The following is a 16052-nucleotide window of genomic DNA, read 5'->3' as shown; positions in this document are numbered from 1 at the left end:
CAGGCCGGGTCAGGAGGCCTGGGTGGAAGGATCCGCCAGCGGGTCAGTGCCGGCAACGAGGTCATCACCCTCGCCTTCACTGCCGCTCTCACCGCCCAGGTGCTGGGTCTTGGCCCAGACCAGGCGCTTGGGCAACAGGGCCATGCGCAGGGTGACCCAGGGGATGACCACGAACCAGTGCATCAGATAGGCGATGCCCAGCGCAGCCGCCAGGGGATTCATCGCCGGTAGAGCAGGGCCATCGCTGGGTCGGCGGCAGCCGGCCACGATCGCTGCGCCGGAAAGCCCGAGGACCACGAGCGACAACGGCCAGACCGTGGGGGGCGTGCGGGTGATCAGCGCCGTGAGCAGGTCAACCACCGAGACCATCGGCAGCACGTACTGGAGCAGGAAGTAGCTGGTGAGATCCAGTTTCTGGGAGGAGTTCAGGCGCTTGGAGAGCAGCCCTGGCCAATAGTCGAAGAAGCGCTGCAGGCCCCCTTCCGCCCAGCGCTGACGTTGCCTCCAGAGGGCGGGGAGGGTGAGCACCGCCTCCTCCTCCACGGGGGGATCCCAGAGGATGCCCACGGGCTCGCCGGCCAGCAGCAGCCGAAAACTGAGATCAAGGTCATCGGTGACGGTCTCCTCGTTGAACCCCCCGGCCCGGGTGATCGCCTCCCGGCGCAGCAGCTGACCATTGCCCCGCAATTCCGCCACGCCACCGCTGGCCAGCCGGCCCTCCTGAACCACCGAATCCAGGGCCATTTCCATGGCCTGGGCGCGGGTGAGCAGGTTGCAGCCCGCATTCACCACAGCCTTGCGCAGCTGCATGGCCGACCAGCCGCCCTGCTCCGCCTGCGGGATCAGCCGCTCGAGCAGATCCTCCTGAAGGCCGGCGTCAGCGTCGAGCACCAGCATCCAGCGGCCCTCGAGGCGCCCGAGCACGGCATTGAGGGCGCCGGACTTGCCACCGCCGGCGTGGCGGGGCCGTCGCAGCACCTGCAGCATCGGTGTGCTGGCCTCCAGGGCCTTGAGCACCTCAGGGGTGCGGTCCTCGCTGCCGTCGTCCACCACCCAGAGGCGGACAACCCCATGGCGGTAGCGCAGACGGCTGACCCGCTCCACCAGACGACCGATCACGGCCTGCTCATCACGGGCCGCCACCACCACATCCACCGCCGGCCAGGGCCCAGGCCAGGAGCCTTCGCCGACCAACGTCTCAGGAATGGCGCAGTCTGCTGAAGACCGGGGCCGGCTGCGACGCCAGAGCTGTCCCAGCACGGTGCGCACCACGTAGGCGCCGAGCAGGAGGGTGAGGCTGGTGGCGGGCAGAAGATTGCGGGGCGGCTCCAGCCAGTGGGGTGCGACCCCGGCCCAGCCGCAGAGCACGACGAACAGGGCGGCTTTGCCGCGACGGCCGTCGGAGCTGGAACCGGTGGGTGTCATGGCAACTCCGTCATGGCAACCGCGCCGGCCTGGCTGGTCCGCATCGCTGCGAACTCTAAAGGCCCCCACTGAGGACTTCCAGGGGGACCAGCTCGGTGCCCGGGTAATAGTGCGCCAGAATCCGCTGCTGGCTCCAGCCGCGCCCCCCCAGATCGATGGCCCCCTGCTGGGAGAGGCCTGCGCCATGGCCGAAGCCACCCCCGCTGAAACTCCAGCGGCCCGGCCCGTCGGGCCTGACCACAAAGAGGGTGCTCGGGAGTTGGCGGAAGGTGCGGCGGATCGCGTCGAGGCGCAGCACCCGCTGCCCTGTGCTGCCCACCACCGCAAGGGCGAGCACCCGGCCGCTGGGGCCGCGCTCGAGGACCTTCAGTGCGCTGGGCTGCCCCACACCCCCGGGCCCTTTCTCAAGGGCCTGGCGGATCCGGGTGGCGTTCAGCTGGCGGCTCCAGCGAAAGAGGGGATGGCCGGCGCCGTAGGCGGTTCTGCCATCGCGCAGCAGCTCAGGCAGGCTGGCGGCGGGCAGCGGCAGGGCAAACCGCTTGGCAAAGGCCGGAGGGCCATCGGGGCGGGCCTGCAGGTAGGGCAGGGGCGCGCCGCTCCAGGCCTCCTCGAATCCGGCGGCGATGCCACCGTTGCTGGCGTGATAAACGGCGTGGATCGGCTGGCCCTGCCAGCTCAGCACCTGCCCCCGGGTGGCTTGCACGGCTCGGCGCACGGCGCCACCGGCCAGGCGCGGATCGGCGTACACCTGGCACTGGGTGTCGGAGCAGAGGTGGTAGCCATCGACGTCGTAGCGATGGCTGTTGCGCAGGGCCCAGGTGCGGGCGAGAACGGCCTGGGCGGCAAGGGCCGCCGCGGGAGAGCCCGCACCGATCTCATGGGGAACCACTCCCAGCAGGTAGCGCTCCAGGGGCACCTGCTCGATCAGGCTCCAGCCGCCGTAGGCATTGGGCTGCAAGCGGAACGGCCCCTGGAACACCCCCTTGCCCCAGCGCAACCCCGCCGGGGCCTTGAGGCGCAGGGGGCCCTGCAGCGCGATGACGCTGCCATCAGCGCCGGTGGCCTCCAGCTCCAGGCGGGTTGTCACCTCCCGCCGCCAGGTCCTGACCTGAAAGCCTTCGGGGGGAGCTGTCCCGGCAGGAGCCCACACCTCCCACTCCGCCGGATGGGCGATCACGGGCTCCACACCGAGCCGGCGCCAGGCCTGGGCTGCCTGATCAGCCGTTTCAAAACTGGAGAAGGGGCCCAGGACGCTGCGCTCGATCAGCAGGGGTTCCTGCAGGGGCCGCTCCCGCCAGCGCAGGCTGAGGGTGGAGCCCTGCAGCGTTCTGCCGCTCGCATCCTGCAGCTCCAGGCGACCGGAGGCCGCCTTCAGCTGCAGGGGAGGGGCCTTGGCCGCGGCCACGCCGGGGGCCGGGCCGAGCCGGGAGCCCAGGGCGACCCAGAGCACCGGCCGGGTGAGCTCGATCGCCGGGCGGGGCGGGGTGGGCCAGTGCAGGGCGACAGCCGGCATGGCGCGGCAGCCCGGGGCCAGCAGGAGAGAGCCGCCGAACCCCAGGGCGAGCGGCGTCAGGCGCGGCAGCGACCGCGGGAAGGACGGGGCGAGGAAACGCATGGCAAAACCGTACGGCCGGGGGGAAGATCCTGAAGGAGTTGGCGGAAGGGGCATCAACGTCGTACTTTGGTTGTTTGTGAACGGGCGTCAGACATGCCGAAGCTCAAGACCCGCAAAGCAGCTGCCAAGCGGTTCAAGATGACCGGCAGTGGCAAGTTCATGCGTCGCCGCGCCTTCCACAACCACCTGCTCGATCACAAGAGCCCCAAGCGCAAGCGCTACCTCGGCACCATGGCGGTGGTCGATGAGCGCGATGCCGACAACGTGAGCCTCATGCTCCCCTACGCAGGCTGAGGCCCGGCGAAAGCCAGCTGCTCCTGAATTTCAACCGTCCAACCGAGAGTTCTCCATGGCCCGCGTCAAGAGGGGCAATGTCGCCCGTAAACGCCGCAACAAGATCCTCCGTCTCGCCCGCGGCTTCCAGGGCAGCAACGGCAGCCTCTTCCGCACCGCCAACCAGCGGGTGATGAAGGCCCTCTGCAATGCCTACCGCGACCGTCGCCGGCGCAAGCGCGATTTCCGCCGCCTCTGGATCGCCCGGATCAACGCGGCCGCTCGCCTCAACGGTCTCAGCTACAGCCGGCTGATCGGTGGTCTCAAGCGCTCCGACGTTCTTCTCAACCGCAAGATGCTGGCCCAGCTGGCCCTGGCTGATCCCGGCAGCTTCAGCGACGTGGTGGGCGCCGCCCGCTCCTGATCTGACCCACGCCGCACCCACTCCGCGCTGACCCCCCTGCAGGCCCGATGGACCTTCTCCTTCCACAGGCCTATCTGATCGGCCTGATCGTTCTGCTGGGTGGTGCCGCCGTCGTCATCGGGCTGCAGGTCTGGCGCGTGCGGGCCGATGAAGTTCGTCTTGCCAAGCTGGAGAACCAGGTCAAGGAGGAGTCGAAGGACGCCGCCACGCTCTACGAGCTGGCCTCGGTGCAGTTGCGCAAACGCCTCTACGACCAGGCCGTCGACTCCCTCAAGCTGGCTCTGAAGCGCTCGGATGGCGAACCCGGTGAAGCGCGGGCGCTGATGCAGAACGCCCTGGGCTTCGCTCTGGCTGCTCAAGGCAACCATGCCGCGGCCATCCGTCACTACAAGCTGGCCCTGCAGGCCAAGGCGGATTACCCCGTGGCCCTCAACAACCTGGGCTATGCCCTCGAGAGGCAGGCTCTCCACGAAGAGGCACGCCAGGCCTACAACCAGGCTCTGGCCCTCGATCCCTCCAACAAGACCACCAGCAAGCGCCTGAAGCTGCTGGATCGCCGCTTCCCCGCTGATTCAGCCGAGCCTGGAGCCAAGGGGATGGCCCCGTCCGCCGGACGTTCGAGCACGGCCGCCAACGCCAGTTCCGCCAAGAAGGAGTCAGGGCCGAAGAAAGCCGCCTGAGGCGGCCTGGGCCCCAGACACCAGCGGCTCACCAGAGACCACGAATCGGAGCTCCTGTGGCAGGAGCTTCTGCAGGGGAGGCTGCCTCCTCAACCACAGGCCGGAGGTCGAAGCGACCGCCGGGATTGGTCAGGCGCGGCGCGACCCAGCCCGCCAGCTCCAGCCCCTGCACCCCGCTGATCTCCCCACCCGACTCCATCCCGCCGACTTCGCAATCGCAGAGCATCAGCAGATCGAGCTGGTCGGATTTGGCGTTGAGGTTGCCCTGCACCCCCACCGTGGTCTCACCCACCTGCATCTCGCCGCGCAGGTCGACCATCTGGCCCATCGGGGTGGCTTCGACCAGGCGCAGCAGCACCGGCTGGGGGGCGCCTCCACTGAAGGAGCGGTAGACGCCCGACCAGACCCTGGGCAGCTCACGGGCCAGTTCGACGGCCCGGCCCTTGGGATCGAAGGTTTCGACCGGCCCCAGCTCGGTCTCGAACACCTCAATCGATGACGACGGCGGCGCTCCGAAGGGCACGACGCTGCCCACCGGCAGGGGATTCATGGCCAGCTGGGGGTCGGCGGCAGCCAGCAGCAACGGCAGGAGCAGCGGCATCGCGAGTGTTCCGGGAGCACGTCCACGCAGGCTAAGGGTGTGAAGCCCTGCCGGCCGGGCTGGAACAGCCGCTGCGGCCACCGTTCGCGGTAGTTTCGCGGCCTGGCTGAGGCCTCGACCACATCCGAATGGACAGCGACCCCCTGGTGATCGCAGGACGGCCCTTCCGCAGCCGCCTGATGACCGGCACCGGCAAGTATCCGAGCCTGGCGGCGATGACCGACAGCCTGGCGGCCAGCTCCTGCGAGATCGTCACCGTGGCGGTGCGCCGGGTGCAGTCCCAGGCCGCCGGGCATCAGGGGCTGATCGAGGCGATCGACTGGAGCCGCCACTGGATGCTCCCCAACACCGCCGGATGCGCCACCGCCGAAGAGGCGGTGCGGGTGGCACGGCTCGGCCGGGAACTGGCGCGTCTGGCCGGGCAGGAGGACAACACCTTCGTGAAGCTGGAGGTGATCCCCGACAGCCGGCATCTGCTGCCTGATCCGATCGGCACCCTGCAGGCCGCGGAAACCCTGGTGAAGGAAGGCTTCGCCGTGCTCCCCTACATCAACGCCGATCCGATGCTGGCCCGGCGGCTGGAGGAGGCCGGTTGCGCCACGGTGATGCCGCTGGGCTCCCCGATCGGCTCCGGCCAGGGAATCCGCAACGCCGCCAACATCGCGCTGATCATTGAAAACTCCGGGGTGCCGGTGGTGGTGGATGCCGGCATCGGCGTGCCCAGCGAGGCAGCCCAGGCGATGGAGATGGGAGCGGACGCCCTGTTGATCAACAGCGCCATCGCCATGGCTGGCGATCCGGCGGCGATGGCGATGGCGATGGCCATGGCCACCGAGGCGGGTCGCACCGCCTACCTGGCGGGGCGGCTGCCGGTCCGCTCCGAGGCCAGCGCCAGTTCGCCGCAGCAGGGTCGCGTCGGCTCCCCGGCTCAGCCCCCGGTCCCGTAACAGTCCTTCTCAGGGCAGGGGCAAGGCCGGCGACCCCCGGTAATTTGCGGCATTCTTTGCGCCCAAGCCATGTCGGTCACCGAGGAAGACGGCGGCAAACTCAACGCCTTCGCCAGGGAGCCCCGCATGGAAGTGATCGAGACGGGCACTGGGCGCAGCCGATCCACCACCCTGCTGCTGGTCGGCGGTGTGGTTCTGGTGCTGCTGATGGTGGCGGTGGCGGCGGGCATCAGCTGAGCTCCCTGATCCCATCCCTTCGCCAGGGGGTGGCGGAACGCCTGTAGTAGCTTGCCCCGAGGAGCATCGGCTCGTTCAGCAGGAGTTCAGACGTGAAGGTTCTCGTTCTCGGCGGCGACGGCTTCTGCGGCTGGCCCTGCTGCGTGAATCTGGCCGAGGCCGGGCACGACGTGGTCATGGTCGACAACCTCAGCCGCCGCAAGATCGACGTGGATCTGGGGGTGGAATCCCTGACTCCGATCGCCACCGTCAGCGATCGCCTGCGGGCCTGGGAGGAAACAGGTGGCCGGGCCATCCGCTTCGTGCACCTCGACATCGCCCAGGACTACCAGCTGCTGCTGGAGCTGCTGCGCAGCGAGCGCCCGGAAGCCGTGGTCCATTTCGCCGAGCAGCGGGCAGCGCCCTACTCGATGAAATCGAGCACCACCAAGCGCTACACGGTCGACAACAACGTCAACGGCACCCACAACCTGCTCTGCGCGATCGTGGAGAGCGGCCTCGACATCCACATCGTGCACCTGGGCACCATGGGGGTCTACGGCTACGGCTCCCACCGTGGCGCCACGATTCCCGAGGGCTACCTGACGGTGGAAGTGCCCCAGGCCGACGGCAGCCGCTTCCGGGAGAAGATCCTGCATCCCACCGATCCGGGCAGCGTCTACCACATGACCAAGACGCTGGATCAGCTTCTTTTTTACTACTACAACAAGAACGACGGCATCCGCGTCACCGACCTGCACCAGGGCATCGTCTGGGGCACCAACACCGATCTCACCGACCGGGATCCGCGCCTGGTCAACCGCTTCGACTACGACGGCGATTACGGCACGGTGCTCAACCGTTTCCTGATGCAGGCCGCCATCGGCTATCCGCTCACGGTGCACGGCACGGGCGGCCAGACCCGCGCCTTCATCCACATCCGCGATTCGGTCAAGTGCGTGGAGCTGGCGATCGACCACCCACCCAGCTCCGGCGAAAAGGTGCGCATCTACAACCAGATGACCGAAAGCCACAAGGTCAAGGACCTGGCCGAGAAGGTGGCGGCGGTCACCGGCGCCCAGGTCAGCCACCTGCCCAACCCGCGCAAGGAGGCGATCGAGAATGATCTGATCGTCGACAACCGCTGCCTGATCGAGCTCGGACTCAAGCCCACCACCCTGGAAGACGGTCTGCTCAGTGAAGTGGTCGACGTGGCCCGGCGCTGGGCTGACCGCTGCGACCGCTCCCGCATCCCCTGCGTGTCCACCTGGACCACCACCCAGGCCGCGGCCCTCAAGGCCACGGTCTGAGCCGAGGATCATGCCCCACCAGCGGCTCCCGTGAAGATCGCTCTGTTCACCGAAACCTTCCTCCCCAAGGTCGACGGCATCGTCACGCGTCTCACCAAGACCGTGGAGCACCTGGTGGGCGCCGGGGATGAGGTGCTGCTGTTCTGCCCCGAAGGGGCCCCGGCCATCTACATGGGCGCCCGGGTGATCGGCGTGCCGGCCATGCCCCTGCCGCTCTACCCGGAGCTGAAGCTCGCCCTGCCCCGTCCGGCCGTCGCCGAGGCCCTGGAAGCGTTCCAGCCGGATGTGGTGCACGTGGTCAACCCGGCGGTGCTGGGCCTGGGGGGCATCTGGATGGCGCGAACCCGCCAGATCCCCCTGGTGGCGAGCTATCACACCCACCTGCCCAAATACCTCGAGCACTACGGCATGGGAGTGCTGGAGCCCTTGCTGTGGGAGCTGCTCAAGGCCGCCCACAACCAGGCGGTGCTCAATCTCTGCACCTCCTCGGCAATGGTGGAGGAACTGAGCCAGCGGGGCATCCAGCACACCGCCCTCTGGCAACGGGGCGTCGACACCGAGATGTTCCGCCCCGAGCTGCGCTCGGACCGCATGCGGCGCCGCCTGATGGGCCACCATCCCGACAGCGACAGCCTGCTGCTTTACGTGGGTCGGCTCTCGGCTGAGAAACAGATCGAGCGGATCCGTCCCGTACTCGATGCCCTGCCCCAGGCCCGGCTGGCTCTGGTCGGCGACGGCCCCCACCGGGCGCAGCTGGAGAAGGTCTTCGAAGGAACCGCCACCACCTTCGTGGGCTACCTGGGTGGCGAGGAACTGGCCAGCGCCTTTGCCAGCGCCGATGCCTTCCTGTTCCCCTCCAGCACCGAAACCCTGGGGCTGGTGCTGCTGGAAGCGATGGCGGCAGGCTGCCCCGTGGTGGGTGCCAACCGGGGCGGGATCCCCGACATCGTCACCGATGGGGTCAACGGCTGCCTCTACGACCCCGACGACGACTCCTCCCTCACCGCCGCCACCCTGCGGTTGCTGGCCAGCCCCAAGCGACGCGAGGAACTGAGGCTGGCGGCCCGCCACGAGGCCGAGCGCTGGGGCTGGGCCGGCGCCACAGCCCAGCTTCGCCGCTTCTACCGCGATGTGGCCGGAGCCGATCTTCAGCTGGCGGCCTGAGCCGGCCTGAACCAGGTGGCCAGCAGGGCCTTCACCATCGGCACAGCGACGGTGCCGCCGTAGCCACCACTGTTCTCGCCGAAGGCAATGATCACCAGATCGGGGTTGCCGGCCGGCGCATAGCCGCCGAACCAGGCGTGATCCGGCCGGGGCGGGTCTTCGGCGGTGCCGGTCTTGCCGGCCACAGCAGGCAGCCTCGGATCGTTGAGCGTGGTGGCCGTGCCGTTGGTGACCACCTCCCGCAGGCCCTGGCGCAGCACCTTGATGGTGGTGGGCTTGAGACCGATCCAGGTCCGGGGGGCGTCCTGCTCCACCAGGTGGGGCGTGACCAGCCAGCCGCCATTGGCCACGGCCGCGTAGAGCCGCGCCATCTGCAGCGGGGTCACCGCAACGGCTCCCTGGCCGATCGAGGAGGTGATCGTGTCGACCGAGGTCCAGGGCTCCCCAAGCACCTTCTTCTTCCAGGCCTTGTCCCCCAGCAGCCCGGGACTCTCCTCATCGCTGAGCTCAATGCCGGTGAGGCTGCCGTAGCCCAGGCGGCGAGCCGCCTTGAACAACTCCTCGGAGCCCACCTTCAGCCCCAGGCGGTAGAAGAAGCTGTTGCTGCTCACCGCCAGGGCCATGGGGAAGCCGATGCTGCCGTAGCTGCCGTGGTCGGCGTAGCACTGGCCGTCGTAGCAGAAGGAGTTGGACGTGGGGATGGTGGAGCCCGGACCGTAGCGCCCCGATTCCAGCCCGGCGATCGCGCTGATCAGCTTGAAGGTGCTGGCTGGGGGAAAGGCCCGCATCGCCCGGTTGAGCATGGGGGCCTGCGGGCGGTTGAGCTCGTTCCACTGGGCTGTGGTCGGTCCGGTGGAGAAGATGTTGGGATCGAAGCTGGGGCGACTGGCCATGGCCCGGATGGCGCCGGTGCGGGGATCCATGGCCACGATCGCCCCCTTGGCCACCCCATCGAGGGCCTTCTCGGCGGTGCGCTGCAGCTCGAGATCCAGGGTGAGGCGCAGATCCTTGCCGGCACGGGCCTGCTTGTCGCCGAGCACCCGCTGCACCTGGCCGGCGGCATTCACCTCCAGCTGCTGACCGCCCCACTCGCCCCGCAGATGGGATTCGTACACCCGCTCCAGGCCGGTGCGGCCGATGCGGTCCTGCACCCGGTAGCCCTTGTCACCCAGGCGGTCGTATTCCTCCTCGGTGATGCCGCTGGTGTACCCGAGCACATGGGCCGCCAGCCGGCCACCGGGATAGGAGCGCAGGTAATCGACGTCGACCTCGGCGCCATCGAGAGCCGAAGCCTGTTCACGGAAGCGGAGCACCTGGACACTGCTGAGGGAGTCCGCCAGCTCGATCCGATACCCCGCATCACCCTGGAGTCCCTGCCTGTAGTTCTGCTCGAGCCGCTCGGAAGGCAGCCCCAGCAGCGCCGAGAGCCTGTCACGCAGGGCTGGCCAGCGGTCCTGGGACACCAGCCGCGGCTGCAGGTAGAGGTTGTAGGTGAGGCGGCTGGTGGCCAGCACCTCCCCATGGCGATCGAGCAGGCGGCCACGAACAGGGTGACGGGGCACCAGCCGGATGCGGTTCTGGTCGGCCCGCAGGCGGTTCTCGGGACCCTGGGCCAGCTGCAGCCAGGCCAGGCGTGCCCCCATCGCCGAGGCCGCCAGCAGCACCACGGCCAGCAACCAGGCGGGCTGATGGCTCATTCCCGACTGCCGCGACGTGCCGGGCAGGAATCCGCTGGCCATCGCCTCAGTCCCCGAGACGACGCTCGAGTTGCTCCAGCCGCTCGGACATGCGCGCCAGCGCCTCCTGCAGGGCCTGGAGCTCCTCCGGGCCAGCGGGATCAGCGGGGGGGTCGGGCGGAATGTCGCGCACCTCCACCCTGACCACAGGGTTGCCGAGCCCTGGTTGCACCTGATCGAGGCTCTCGCGCACGGCCCTGGCGGCCGCATCTCCCTCCTGACGCAGCTGCGAAAGGGGATCACCTGAGGCGGTGAAGGCCTCCACCACCTGGCGGGGACCACCGCGGCGGGCGCGATCGACCACAGCGATCCCGACAGGAAGGAGGTCTTCCATCAGGGTGAGCCGCAGGGCGTCAAAAGGATCGGCAGCCATGGCAGGACTCCTGAAGCGAAGGCCGCTGGCGAGCACCACCGGACTGTTCCCCCAGTCTGGCGTCCAGCAGGCCGGAGGATGGCTCAGGGGGTGCGCTGAATGCCGGGTTCGAGAATCACCGCACGGCAGAACTCCCGGGAGCCCACCCACCAGCCGCCCACCACGGCCAGGGCCAGGGCTGCGGTGAAGGGCAGCAGGGCCTGGCGGGTGATGTCGAGACCGAACCACTCGCCCCACCCCCTGAGGGCCCGTTCGCGATCGAAGCGGCGGCGCTCACGCAGCTCCTGCCTCTGGCGACGCTGCAGGGACTTCTGCACCCAGCGCTCGAAGGCCCGCTTCTTGGTGACTGCCATCTTGCGCTCCACCTCCAGCAGGTGGCCGGCGCTGAGATCGGGATGGAAGGTGCTGATCAGCTCCAGGCTCTTGATGAACATCTCCACGGCGCCGTCCTTGATCTGGCGCTCGGTGTCACTGATCTCCCCCCAGTGCACTTCCGGGTAGAACCGGCCACGGTTGGCCAGGATCTGCTCCTCCTGGAGCTGGCCGGGCTCCCGCAGCCAGCGATCGGTGTTGGCATCGAATCGACGCCAGTAGAGGAAGGGATTGAGGAAGATGGTTTTCCCCGCCAGCTGAATGCTGTCCTGCTGCAGACGGCGCTGCACCTGGGGATCCTGCTGGGTGACGGCGGTCAAGGGAAAAAGGCCGGGAGCCGATGGTATCGAACGCCGACCGGCGGGGCCAGCTCCAAGGCCACGTTCATCCCGTGGCCTGGCCCTGACCTATTGACCTATTCCCACTCGATCGTTCCGGGGGGTTTGCTGGTGATGTCGAGCACCACCCGGTTCACCCCGTGAACCTCATTGACGATCCGGTTGGAGATGCGCTCCAGCAGGTCGTAGGGCAGGCGGGACCAATCGGCGGTCATGCCGTCTTCGCTGGAGACACAACGCAGCACGATCGGATAGGCATAGGTGCGCTTGTCCCCCATCACGCCGACGCTGCGCACCGGCAGCAGAACGGCGAAGGCCTGCCAGATCTCGTGGTAGAGACCCGCCTCCTGCACCTCCTGGCGCACGATCAGATCGGCGTCGCGCAGGATGTTCAGCTTCTCCGCGGTCACATCTCCAAGGATGCGGATCGCCAGACCAGGCCCGGGAAAAGGGTGGCGGCGCACGATCTCCTCAGGCAGACCGAGGCTGCGTCCCACCTTGCGCACTTCGTCCTTGAACAGGCGCCGCAGGGGCTCCACCAGCTTGAACTGCAGATCCTTGGGCAGGCCGCCTACGTTGTGGTGGCTCTTGATCTTCACCGCCACCCGCTCACCGGTCTTGGGATCGACGTTGGTACCAGCGGATTCGATCACATCGGGGTAGAGGGTGCCCTGGGCGAGGTAATCGAAGGGACCGAGCCGCTTGCTTTCCTCCTCGAACACGCGAATGAATTCAGCGCCGATGATCTTGCGCTTCTGTTCGGGATCCGTGATGCCATCAAGCTTGGTGAGAAAGCGATCCCGGGCATTGATGTATTCAACCCGAATGTGAAACTGAGCGGCAAAGAACTCGGTGAGGAACTCAGGTTCACCCTTGCGCATGAACCCCTGATCGATGAACATGCAGGTGAGCTGATCACCGATCGCCCGGTGCAGCAGGAACGCCAGGGTCGAGGAATCGACCCCTCCAGAGAGCGCCAGCAGCACCCGCCTGTCCCCCACCCGCTCACGCACATCAGCGAGTGCCTCATCGATGAAGGCTGCCGTGGTCCAGTCGGGTTCGCAGCCGCAGATGTGATAAACAAAATTGCGGATCATGGCCATCCCGCCGTGGGAATGCACCACTTCGGGGTGGAACTGCACTCCATACAGACGCCGCTCGTGGTCGGCCACAGCCGCTTCCGGGGTGTTGTCGGTATGCGCCAGCCGGCTGAAGCCAGGCGGCAGGGCCTGAACCGAATCGCCGTGGCTCATCCACATCGTGGAGCCATGCTCCACGTTCGTGAGCAGATCGATCGGGTCATCCACATACAGGGGAGCCTTGCCGTATTCACCCCTGCCCGACGCCTCCACCTGGCCGCCGAGCTGCTGCACCATCAGCTGCATGCCGTAGCAGACCCCCAGCACCGGAATCCCCAGACTCCAGAGGGCGGGATCGCAGCGAGGCGCCCCCTGGTCGTAGACGGAGCTGGGGCCGCCGCTGAGGATGATTCCCTTCGGGGCCAGACGTCTGATCTCCTCGATGCTGGTGGCGTAGCCCAGCACCAGGGAATACACCTCGGTCTCCCGCACCCGACGGGCAATCAGCTCGGAATACTGGGAGCCGAAATCAAGGATCACGATCGCCGGCAGACGAGAGCTCTCGGGTTGCTCGGTCGAAGGGGACGGGTGGGACATAACGACCGAATGACGGCCTGCCAGGCCTTTTGGGCTCACCCTAGGCCGTGCCGGAAAGCCTCCAGCAGCTCCCGCCCGCAGGGACCGGCCACCCGCAACTGCCGTTGTCGATCGAACAGGGCAGCCCCGATCCGCATCGGGAAACGGCCATAGCGGGCGAGGTAGGCCTGGCTGCGGACCTCGATCGCCAGGGCCAGCCGAGCTTCGATGCGGGCGGAGAGGGGCGCATCGAGCTCCCGCAAGCCGGCCAGGGCCGCCTCCACCGTGGGCGCCGCGAACAGCCGCTCCAGGGGCGGGCCAGCCAGCCCCTCGAGGGCGGCCAGGGCCGTGAGCACCTCGGCGCGACCATCGGCCAGGTGGTGGTGGGTGTGGAAGATCCCGCCCGCCAGTTTGATCAGCTTGCCGTGGTACCCGAACAGCAGCAGCCGCTCGACGCCGGCTTCGGCCGCCGCCACGATCAGGGGCCCGAGCCAGTTGCCGGCCTTGAGCAGCAGGTGGGCAGGCAGACCGAGCCGGGGAGCCAGATCGAGACCGTTCTCGCCGATCACCAGCACCAGATCGGCCGGACTGGGCGAGTGCGGCCACTGGCGCAAGGCCTCGAGGCATTCCTGGAGGCGATCCGGGGAGGCGCTGCGCTGCACCACGGCCTGGGTGCCGATCAGGGCCAGGCCCTCCACCACCCCGAAGGCTTCGTTGCTGGTGCGGCCGGCCAGCTCCCGGCCCCTGGGGAAGACCAGCTGGAGCTGCAGTCCACGGCCGGCTGGCACCAGGGGCAGAAGGTTGACCTCCAGCAGGCGGCGGGCATAGGCGGAAAGGCACAGCGTCCGGGTGGCGGCCAGGACCCCCAGTCCCTCCCCCGCCTCCAGACGCAGCCGCTGCGGTGGCTCCGCTCCCTGCGGAGGATCCCACCAGCTCGCCCGCACCCACACCAGCAAACCCCGGGTGAGATCGAGGCCGTCGCCGGGATCGCAGCGGGCCATGCCCAGGGCCTGGCCGTCGCCGAGGGAGGAGGCCCCCTCCACCGGCACCAGCTCGACTCCGGGCGGCTCCAGCAGCTCCAGCGGCTGAACCTCCCTGGAGACCCCGGAAGAAGCTCCGGCGGCTGGGATCCCTTCGGCCTCCAGCAGCACCTCCAGGCCCGCTCGGGCCGCGGCCGCCACCCAGACCGGCAGGGTGAACGGCGTTGCGGTGGTCATGGGCAGAGCCTGGGGGGCTGAGTTGAACGGGGGGTAAGCACCGGAGCTGTGAGGTGGGGGGACCTTGGTTTTTTAAGGTGGCGGATTGGGCCGCCGCGCCCGTCCCCCCAGCGCACCCCATGCAGGACAAGCTCACCCTGATGATCCCCGGCCCGACGCCGGTGCCGGAAACCGTCCTGCTGGCCATGAGTCGCCACCCGATCGGCCATCGCAGCGGCGAATTCCAGGCGATCGTGAAACGCACCACCGCGCAGCTCAAGTGGCTGCATCAGACCGACGGGGATGTGCTGGCCCTCACCGGCAGCGGCACCGCCGCCATGGAGGCCGGGATCATCAACGTGCTGAGCCGGGGTGACAAGGTCCTCTGCGGGGACAACGGCAAGTTCGGTGAACGCTGGGTGAAGGTGGCACGGGCCTATGGCCTGGAGGTGGAGGTGATCCGCGCCGACTGGGGCCAGCCCCTCGATCCGGAGGCCTTCCGCCTGGCCCTGGAGGCCGACAGCGAAAAGCGGATCCGGGCAGTGATCCTGACCCATTCGGAAACCTCCACCGGGGTGATCAACGACCTGGAGACGATCGCGCGTCACGTGCATGCCCATGGCCAGGCCCTGGTGGTGGCTGACTGCGTCACCAGCCTGGGGGCCTGCCCGGTGCCGGTGGATGCCTGGGGCCTCGATGTGGTGGGCTCCGGCTCCCAGAAGGGTTACATGATGCCGCCGGGCCTGGCCTTTGTGGCGATGAGCGAGCGGGCCTGGGAGGCGCACAAGCGCTCGGATCTGCCCAAGTTCTATCTCGATCTGGGCAAGTACCGGAAATCGGCCGCCGCCGACAGCAACCCCTTCACCCCCCCGGTGACTCTCTATTACGCCCTGGAAGCCGCCCTGGGAATGATGCAGCAGGAAGGGCTGGAGGCGATTTTCGCGCGCCATGCCCGGCTGCAGCGGGCCACCCAGGCGGCCATGGTTGCCATCGGTCTGCCGCTCTACGCCGCGGAAGGCCACGGCAGCCCGGCGATCACAGCAGTGGCTCCCGAGGGTCTCGACGCCGAGGTGCTGCGCAAGAAGGTGAAGGAGCGCTACGACATCCTGCTAGCGGGAGGCCAGGATCACCTCAAGGGCAAGGTGTTCCGCATCGGTCACCTGGGCTTTGTCTGCGATCGCGAAGTGCTGACCGCTGTTGCGGCCATCGAGGCGACCCTGCAGGAGCTGGGGGCGGCCCGTCAGCCGGTGGGAGCCGGTCTGGCCGCTGCAGCCCGGGAACTGGCCGCCTGAGGGGCCTGCTGGGAAACCGAAGACCAGTTGTCCAGGGCTGGCAACCCACCCTGGACCGCTCGCCCTGCGATGGTTGGCCCTTTGCTAAGATGAAAAAATGCGGGTGTAATTCAGTGGTAGAATGTCAGCTTCCCAAGCTGAACGTCGCCGGTTCGAGTCCGGTCACCCGCTTCTCAAGCTGCAGCAATCACCCTCAGAACTACCTGATCAAGGTGTGGATTGGTGATTGCAACAATGTCAGGATCGCGGCTTGATCACCTGGAGAATCTGGGGACCGACGCTTCCGGCCCGACGCTCACAGTCCAGAGCCTTGAGAAGCGCCTGTGCGGCTTCGGTGAGATCACCCCGCTGGGCAGCAGCCCGGGCCCGGGATTCGTGCACGGCCGCATCCCGGAGATACTGGCTTCGTTGCTCAGATCCCTGTGACATGGCGAT

Annotated in this window: 17 protein-coding genes and 1 tRNA gene; 10 read left to right on the top strand and 8 right to left on the bottom strand. The window is 68.1% G+C overall.

Annotation, left to right across the window (positions count from 1 at the left end; translation table 11 throughout):
* Positions 1-9: 9 nt before the first annotated feature.
* Both KQ297_RS06720 and KQ297_RS06715 read right to left on the bottom strand, forming a co-directional pair.
* Complete coding sequence (locus tag KQ297_RS06720; RefSeq protein WP_259738737.1) at positions 10-1425, bottom strand: glycosyltransferase family 2 protein; 1416 nt, start codon at positions 1423-1425, stop codon at positions 10-12.
* A gap of 55 nt (positions 1426-1480) precedes the next feature.
* Positions 1481-3040: a SpoIID/LytB domain-containing protein gene (locus KQ297_RS06715; RefSeq protein ID WP_259738736.1), complete on the bottom strand. Its 1560-nt coding sequence runs from the start codon at positions 3038-3040 to the stop codon at positions 1481-1483.
* Between the two features lie 93 nt (positions 3041-3133).
* Here KQ297_RS06715 and rpmI point away from each other — a divergent pair, with 93 nt between their 5' ends.
* The 3 genes from rpmI to KQ297_RS06700 are packed head-to-tail and all read left to right on the top strand — an operon-like array spanning position 3134 to position 4417.
* Entirely contained in the window at positions 3134-3334 is a 201-nt protein-coding gene (rpmI, locus tag KQ297_RS06710) for a 50S ribosomal protein L35 (RefSeq protein WP_185464746.1), read from the top strand.
* A 55-nt stretch (positions 3335-3389) separates the two neighbouring features.
* A complete protein-coding gene (gene rplT / locus KQ297_RS06705) occupies positions 3390-3737 on the top strand; it encodes a 50S ribosomal protein L20 (protein ID WP_185464747.1) in 348 nt (115 codons plus the stop codon).
* Between the two features lie 47 nt (positions 3738-3784).
* Positions 3785-4417 carry a tetratricopeptide repeat protein gene (locus KQ297_RS06700; RefSeq protein ID WP_259738735.1) on the top strand — a complete coding sequence of 211 codons (633 nt, stop codon included), beginning with the start codon at positions 3785-3787 and terminating at the stop codon, positions 4415-4417.
* 28 nt (positions 4418-4445) lie between these two features.
* Here the strand turns inward: KQ297_RS06700 and KQ297_RS06695 are convergent, their stop codons facing one another.
* The gene (locus KQ297_RS06695; protein ID WP_259738734.1) at positions 4446-5018 is read right to left on the bottom strand and encodes a hypothetical protein; all 573 of its coding nucleotides are present in this window, start codon (positions 5016-5018) and stop codon (positions 4446-4448) included.
* Between the two features lie 128 nt (positions 5019-5146).
* Here KQ297_RS06695 and KQ297_RS06690 point away from each other — a divergent pair, with 128 nt between their 5' ends.
* The 4 genes from KQ297_RS06690 to KQ297_RS06675 all read left to right on the top strand — a co-directional run bounded on the left by KQ297_RS06690 (position 5147) and on the right by KQ297_RS06675 (position 8655).
* Positions 5147-5965: a thiazole synthase gene (locus KQ297_RS06690; RefSeq protein ID WP_259738733.1), complete on the top strand. Its 819-nt coding sequence runs from the start codon at positions 5147-5149 to the stop codon at positions 5963-5965.
* Between the two features lie 69 nt (positions 5966-6034).
* Positions 6035-6202 (top strand): photosystem II assembly protein Psb34, encoded by a 168-nt coding sequence (gene psb34, locus KQ297_RS06685; protein WP_185464751.1) that lies wholly within the window; start codon positions 6035-6037, stop codon positions 6200-6202.
* Between the two features lie 92 nt (positions 6203-6294).
* Positions 6295-7491, top strand: coding sequence for an NAD-dependent epimerase/dehydratase family protein (locus KQ297_RS06680; protein ID WP_259738732.1), 1197 nt, complete (start codon positions 6295-6297; stop codon positions 7489-7491).
* Positions 7492-7521: 30 nt separating this feature from the next.
* The gene (locus KQ297_RS06675; protein WP_259738731.1) at positions 7522-8655 is read left to right on the top strand and encodes a glycosyltransferase family 1 protein; all 1134 of its coding nucleotides are present in this window, start codon (positions 7522-7524) and stop codon (positions 8653-8655) included.
* On the opposite strand, the gene mrdA is transcribed toward KQ297_RS06675, so the two are convergent.
* The 5 genes from mrdA to cbiD form a co-directional block, all read right to left on the bottom strand.
* The gene (gene mrdA / locus KQ297_RS06670; protein WP_259738730.1) at positions 8640-10394 is read right to left on the bottom strand and encodes a penicillin-binding protein 2; all 1755 of its coding nucleotides are present in this window, start codon (positions 10392-10394) and stop codon (positions 8640-8642) included. The two genes, KQ297_RS06675 and mrdA, sit on opposite strands and share 16 nt — an antisense overlap.
* Before the next feature lie 4 nt (positions 10395-10398).
* Positions 10399-10764 carry a hypothetical protein gene (locus KQ297_RS06665; RefSeq protein ID WP_259738729.1) on the bottom strand — a complete coding sequence of 122 codons (366 nt, stop codon included), beginning with the start codon at positions 10762-10764 and terminating at the stop codon, positions 10399-10401.
* Between the two features lie 83 nt (positions 10765-10847).
* Complete coding sequence (locus tag KQ297_RS06660) at positions 10848-11456, bottom strand: hypothetical protein (protein WP_259738728.1); 609 nt, start codon at positions 11454-11456, stop codon at positions 10848-10850.
* Positions 11457-11551: 95 nt separating this feature from the next.
* The gene (guaA, locus tag KQ297_RS06655) at positions 11552-13150 is read right to left on the bottom strand and encodes a glutamine-hydrolyzing GMP synthase (RefSeq protein WP_259738727.1); all 1599 of its coding nucleotides are present in this window, start codon (positions 13148-13150) and stop codon (positions 11552-11554) included.
* A gap of 35 nt (positions 13151-13185) precedes the next feature.
* Positions 13186-14346 carry a cobalt-precorrin-5B (C(1))-methyltransferase CbiD gene (cbiD, locus tag KQ297_RS06650; protein ID WP_259738726.1) on the bottom strand — a complete coding sequence of 387 codons (1161 nt, stop codon included), beginning with the start codon at positions 14344-14346 and terminating at the stop codon, positions 13186-13188.
* Positions 14347-14465: 119 nt separating this feature from the next.
* On the opposite strand from cbiD, the gene KQ297_RS06645 reads away from it, so the two are divergent.
* From KQ297_RS06645 to KQ297_RS06635, 3 genes are all read left to right on the top strand, one after another.
* Positions 14466-15617: an alanine--glyoxylate aminotransferase family protein gene (locus KQ297_RS06645; RefSeq protein WP_259738725.1), complete on the top strand. Its 1152-nt coding sequence runs from the start codon at positions 14466-14468 to the stop codon at positions 15615-15617.
* A gap of 99 nt (positions 15618-15716) precedes the next feature.
* A tRNA-Gly gene (locus tag KQ297_RS06640) sits at positions 15717-15788 on the top strand.
* A 63-nt stretch (positions 15789-15851) separates the two neighbouring features.
* Positions 15852-16043: a hypothetical protein gene (locus KQ297_RS06635; RefSeq protein WP_259738724.1), complete on the top strand. Its 192-nt coding sequence runs from the start codon at positions 15852-15854 to the stop codon at positions 16041-16043.
* The last annotated feature ends 9 nt before the right edge of the window (positions 16044-16052 follow it).

The sequence above is a fragment of the Synechococcus sp. CS-205 genome, from assembly GCF_025128255.1.
GTDB lineage: Bacteria > Cyanobacteriota > Cyanobacteriia > PCC-6307 > Cyanobiaceae > Regnicoccus_A.
The sequence above is the reverse complement of the archived record's forward strand: the minus strand, read 5'-3'. Positions and strand labels throughout refer to the sequence as shown.

Bases quoted from the DNA above. Each gene is read 5' to 3' on its own strand.
- rplT (WP_185464747.1), top strand. From the start codon at position 3,390: ATGGCCCGCGTCAAGAGGGGCAATGTCGCCCGTAAACGCCGCAACAAG.
- KQ297_RS06690 (WP_259738733.1), top strand. From the start codon at position 5,147: ATGGACAGCGACCCCCTGGTGATCGCAGGACGGCCCTTCCGCAGCCGC.
- guaA (WP_259738727.1), bottom strand. From the start codon at position 13,150: ATGTCCCACCCGTCCCCTTCGACCGAGCAACCCGAGAGCTCTCGTCTG.
- KQ297_RS06665 (WP_259738729.1), bottom strand. From the start codon at position 10,764: ATGGCTGCCGATCCTTTTGACGCCCTGCGGCTCACCCTGATGGAAGAC.
- KQ297_RS06645 (WP_259738725.1), top strand. From the start codon at position 14,466: ATGCAGGACAAGCTCACCCTGATGATCCCCGGCCCGACGCCGGTGCCG.
- cbiD (WP_259738726.1), bottom strand. From the start codon at position 14,346: ATGACCACCGCAACGCCGTTCACCCTGCCGGTCTGGGTGGCGGCCGCG.
- KQ297_RS06700 (WP_259738735.1), top strand. From the start codon at position 3,785: ATGGACCTTCTCCTTCCACAGGCCTATCTGATCGGCCTGATCGTTCTG.
- psb34 (WP_185464751.1), top strand. From the start codon at position 6,035: ATGTCGGTCACCGAGGAAGACGGCGGCAAACTCAACGCCTTCGCCAGG.
- KQ297_RS06715 (WP_259738736.1), bottom strand. From the start codon at position 3,040: ATGCGTTTCCTCGCCCCGTCCTTCCCGCGGTCGCTGCCGCGCCTGACG.
- KQ297_RS06720 (WP_259738737.1), bottom strand. From the start codon at position 1,425: ATGACACCCACCGGTTCCAGCTCCGACGGCCGTCGCGGCAAAGCCGCC.
- mrdA (WP_259738730.1), bottom strand. From the start codon at position 10,394: ATGGCCAGCGGATTCCTGCCCGGCACGTCGCGGCAGTCGGGAATGAGC.
- KQ297_RS06695 (WP_259738734.1), bottom strand. From the start codon at position 5,018: ATGCCGCTGCTCCTGCCGTTGCTGCTGGCTGCCGCCGACCCCCAGCTG.
- KQ297_RS06635 (WP_259738724.1), top strand. From the start codon at position 15,852: ATGTCAGGATCGCGGCTTGATCACCTGGAGAATCTGGGGACCGACGCT.
- rpmI (WP_185464746.1), top strand. From the start codon at position 3,134: ATGCCGAAGCTCAAGACCCGCAAAGCAGCTGCCAAGCGGTTCAAGATG.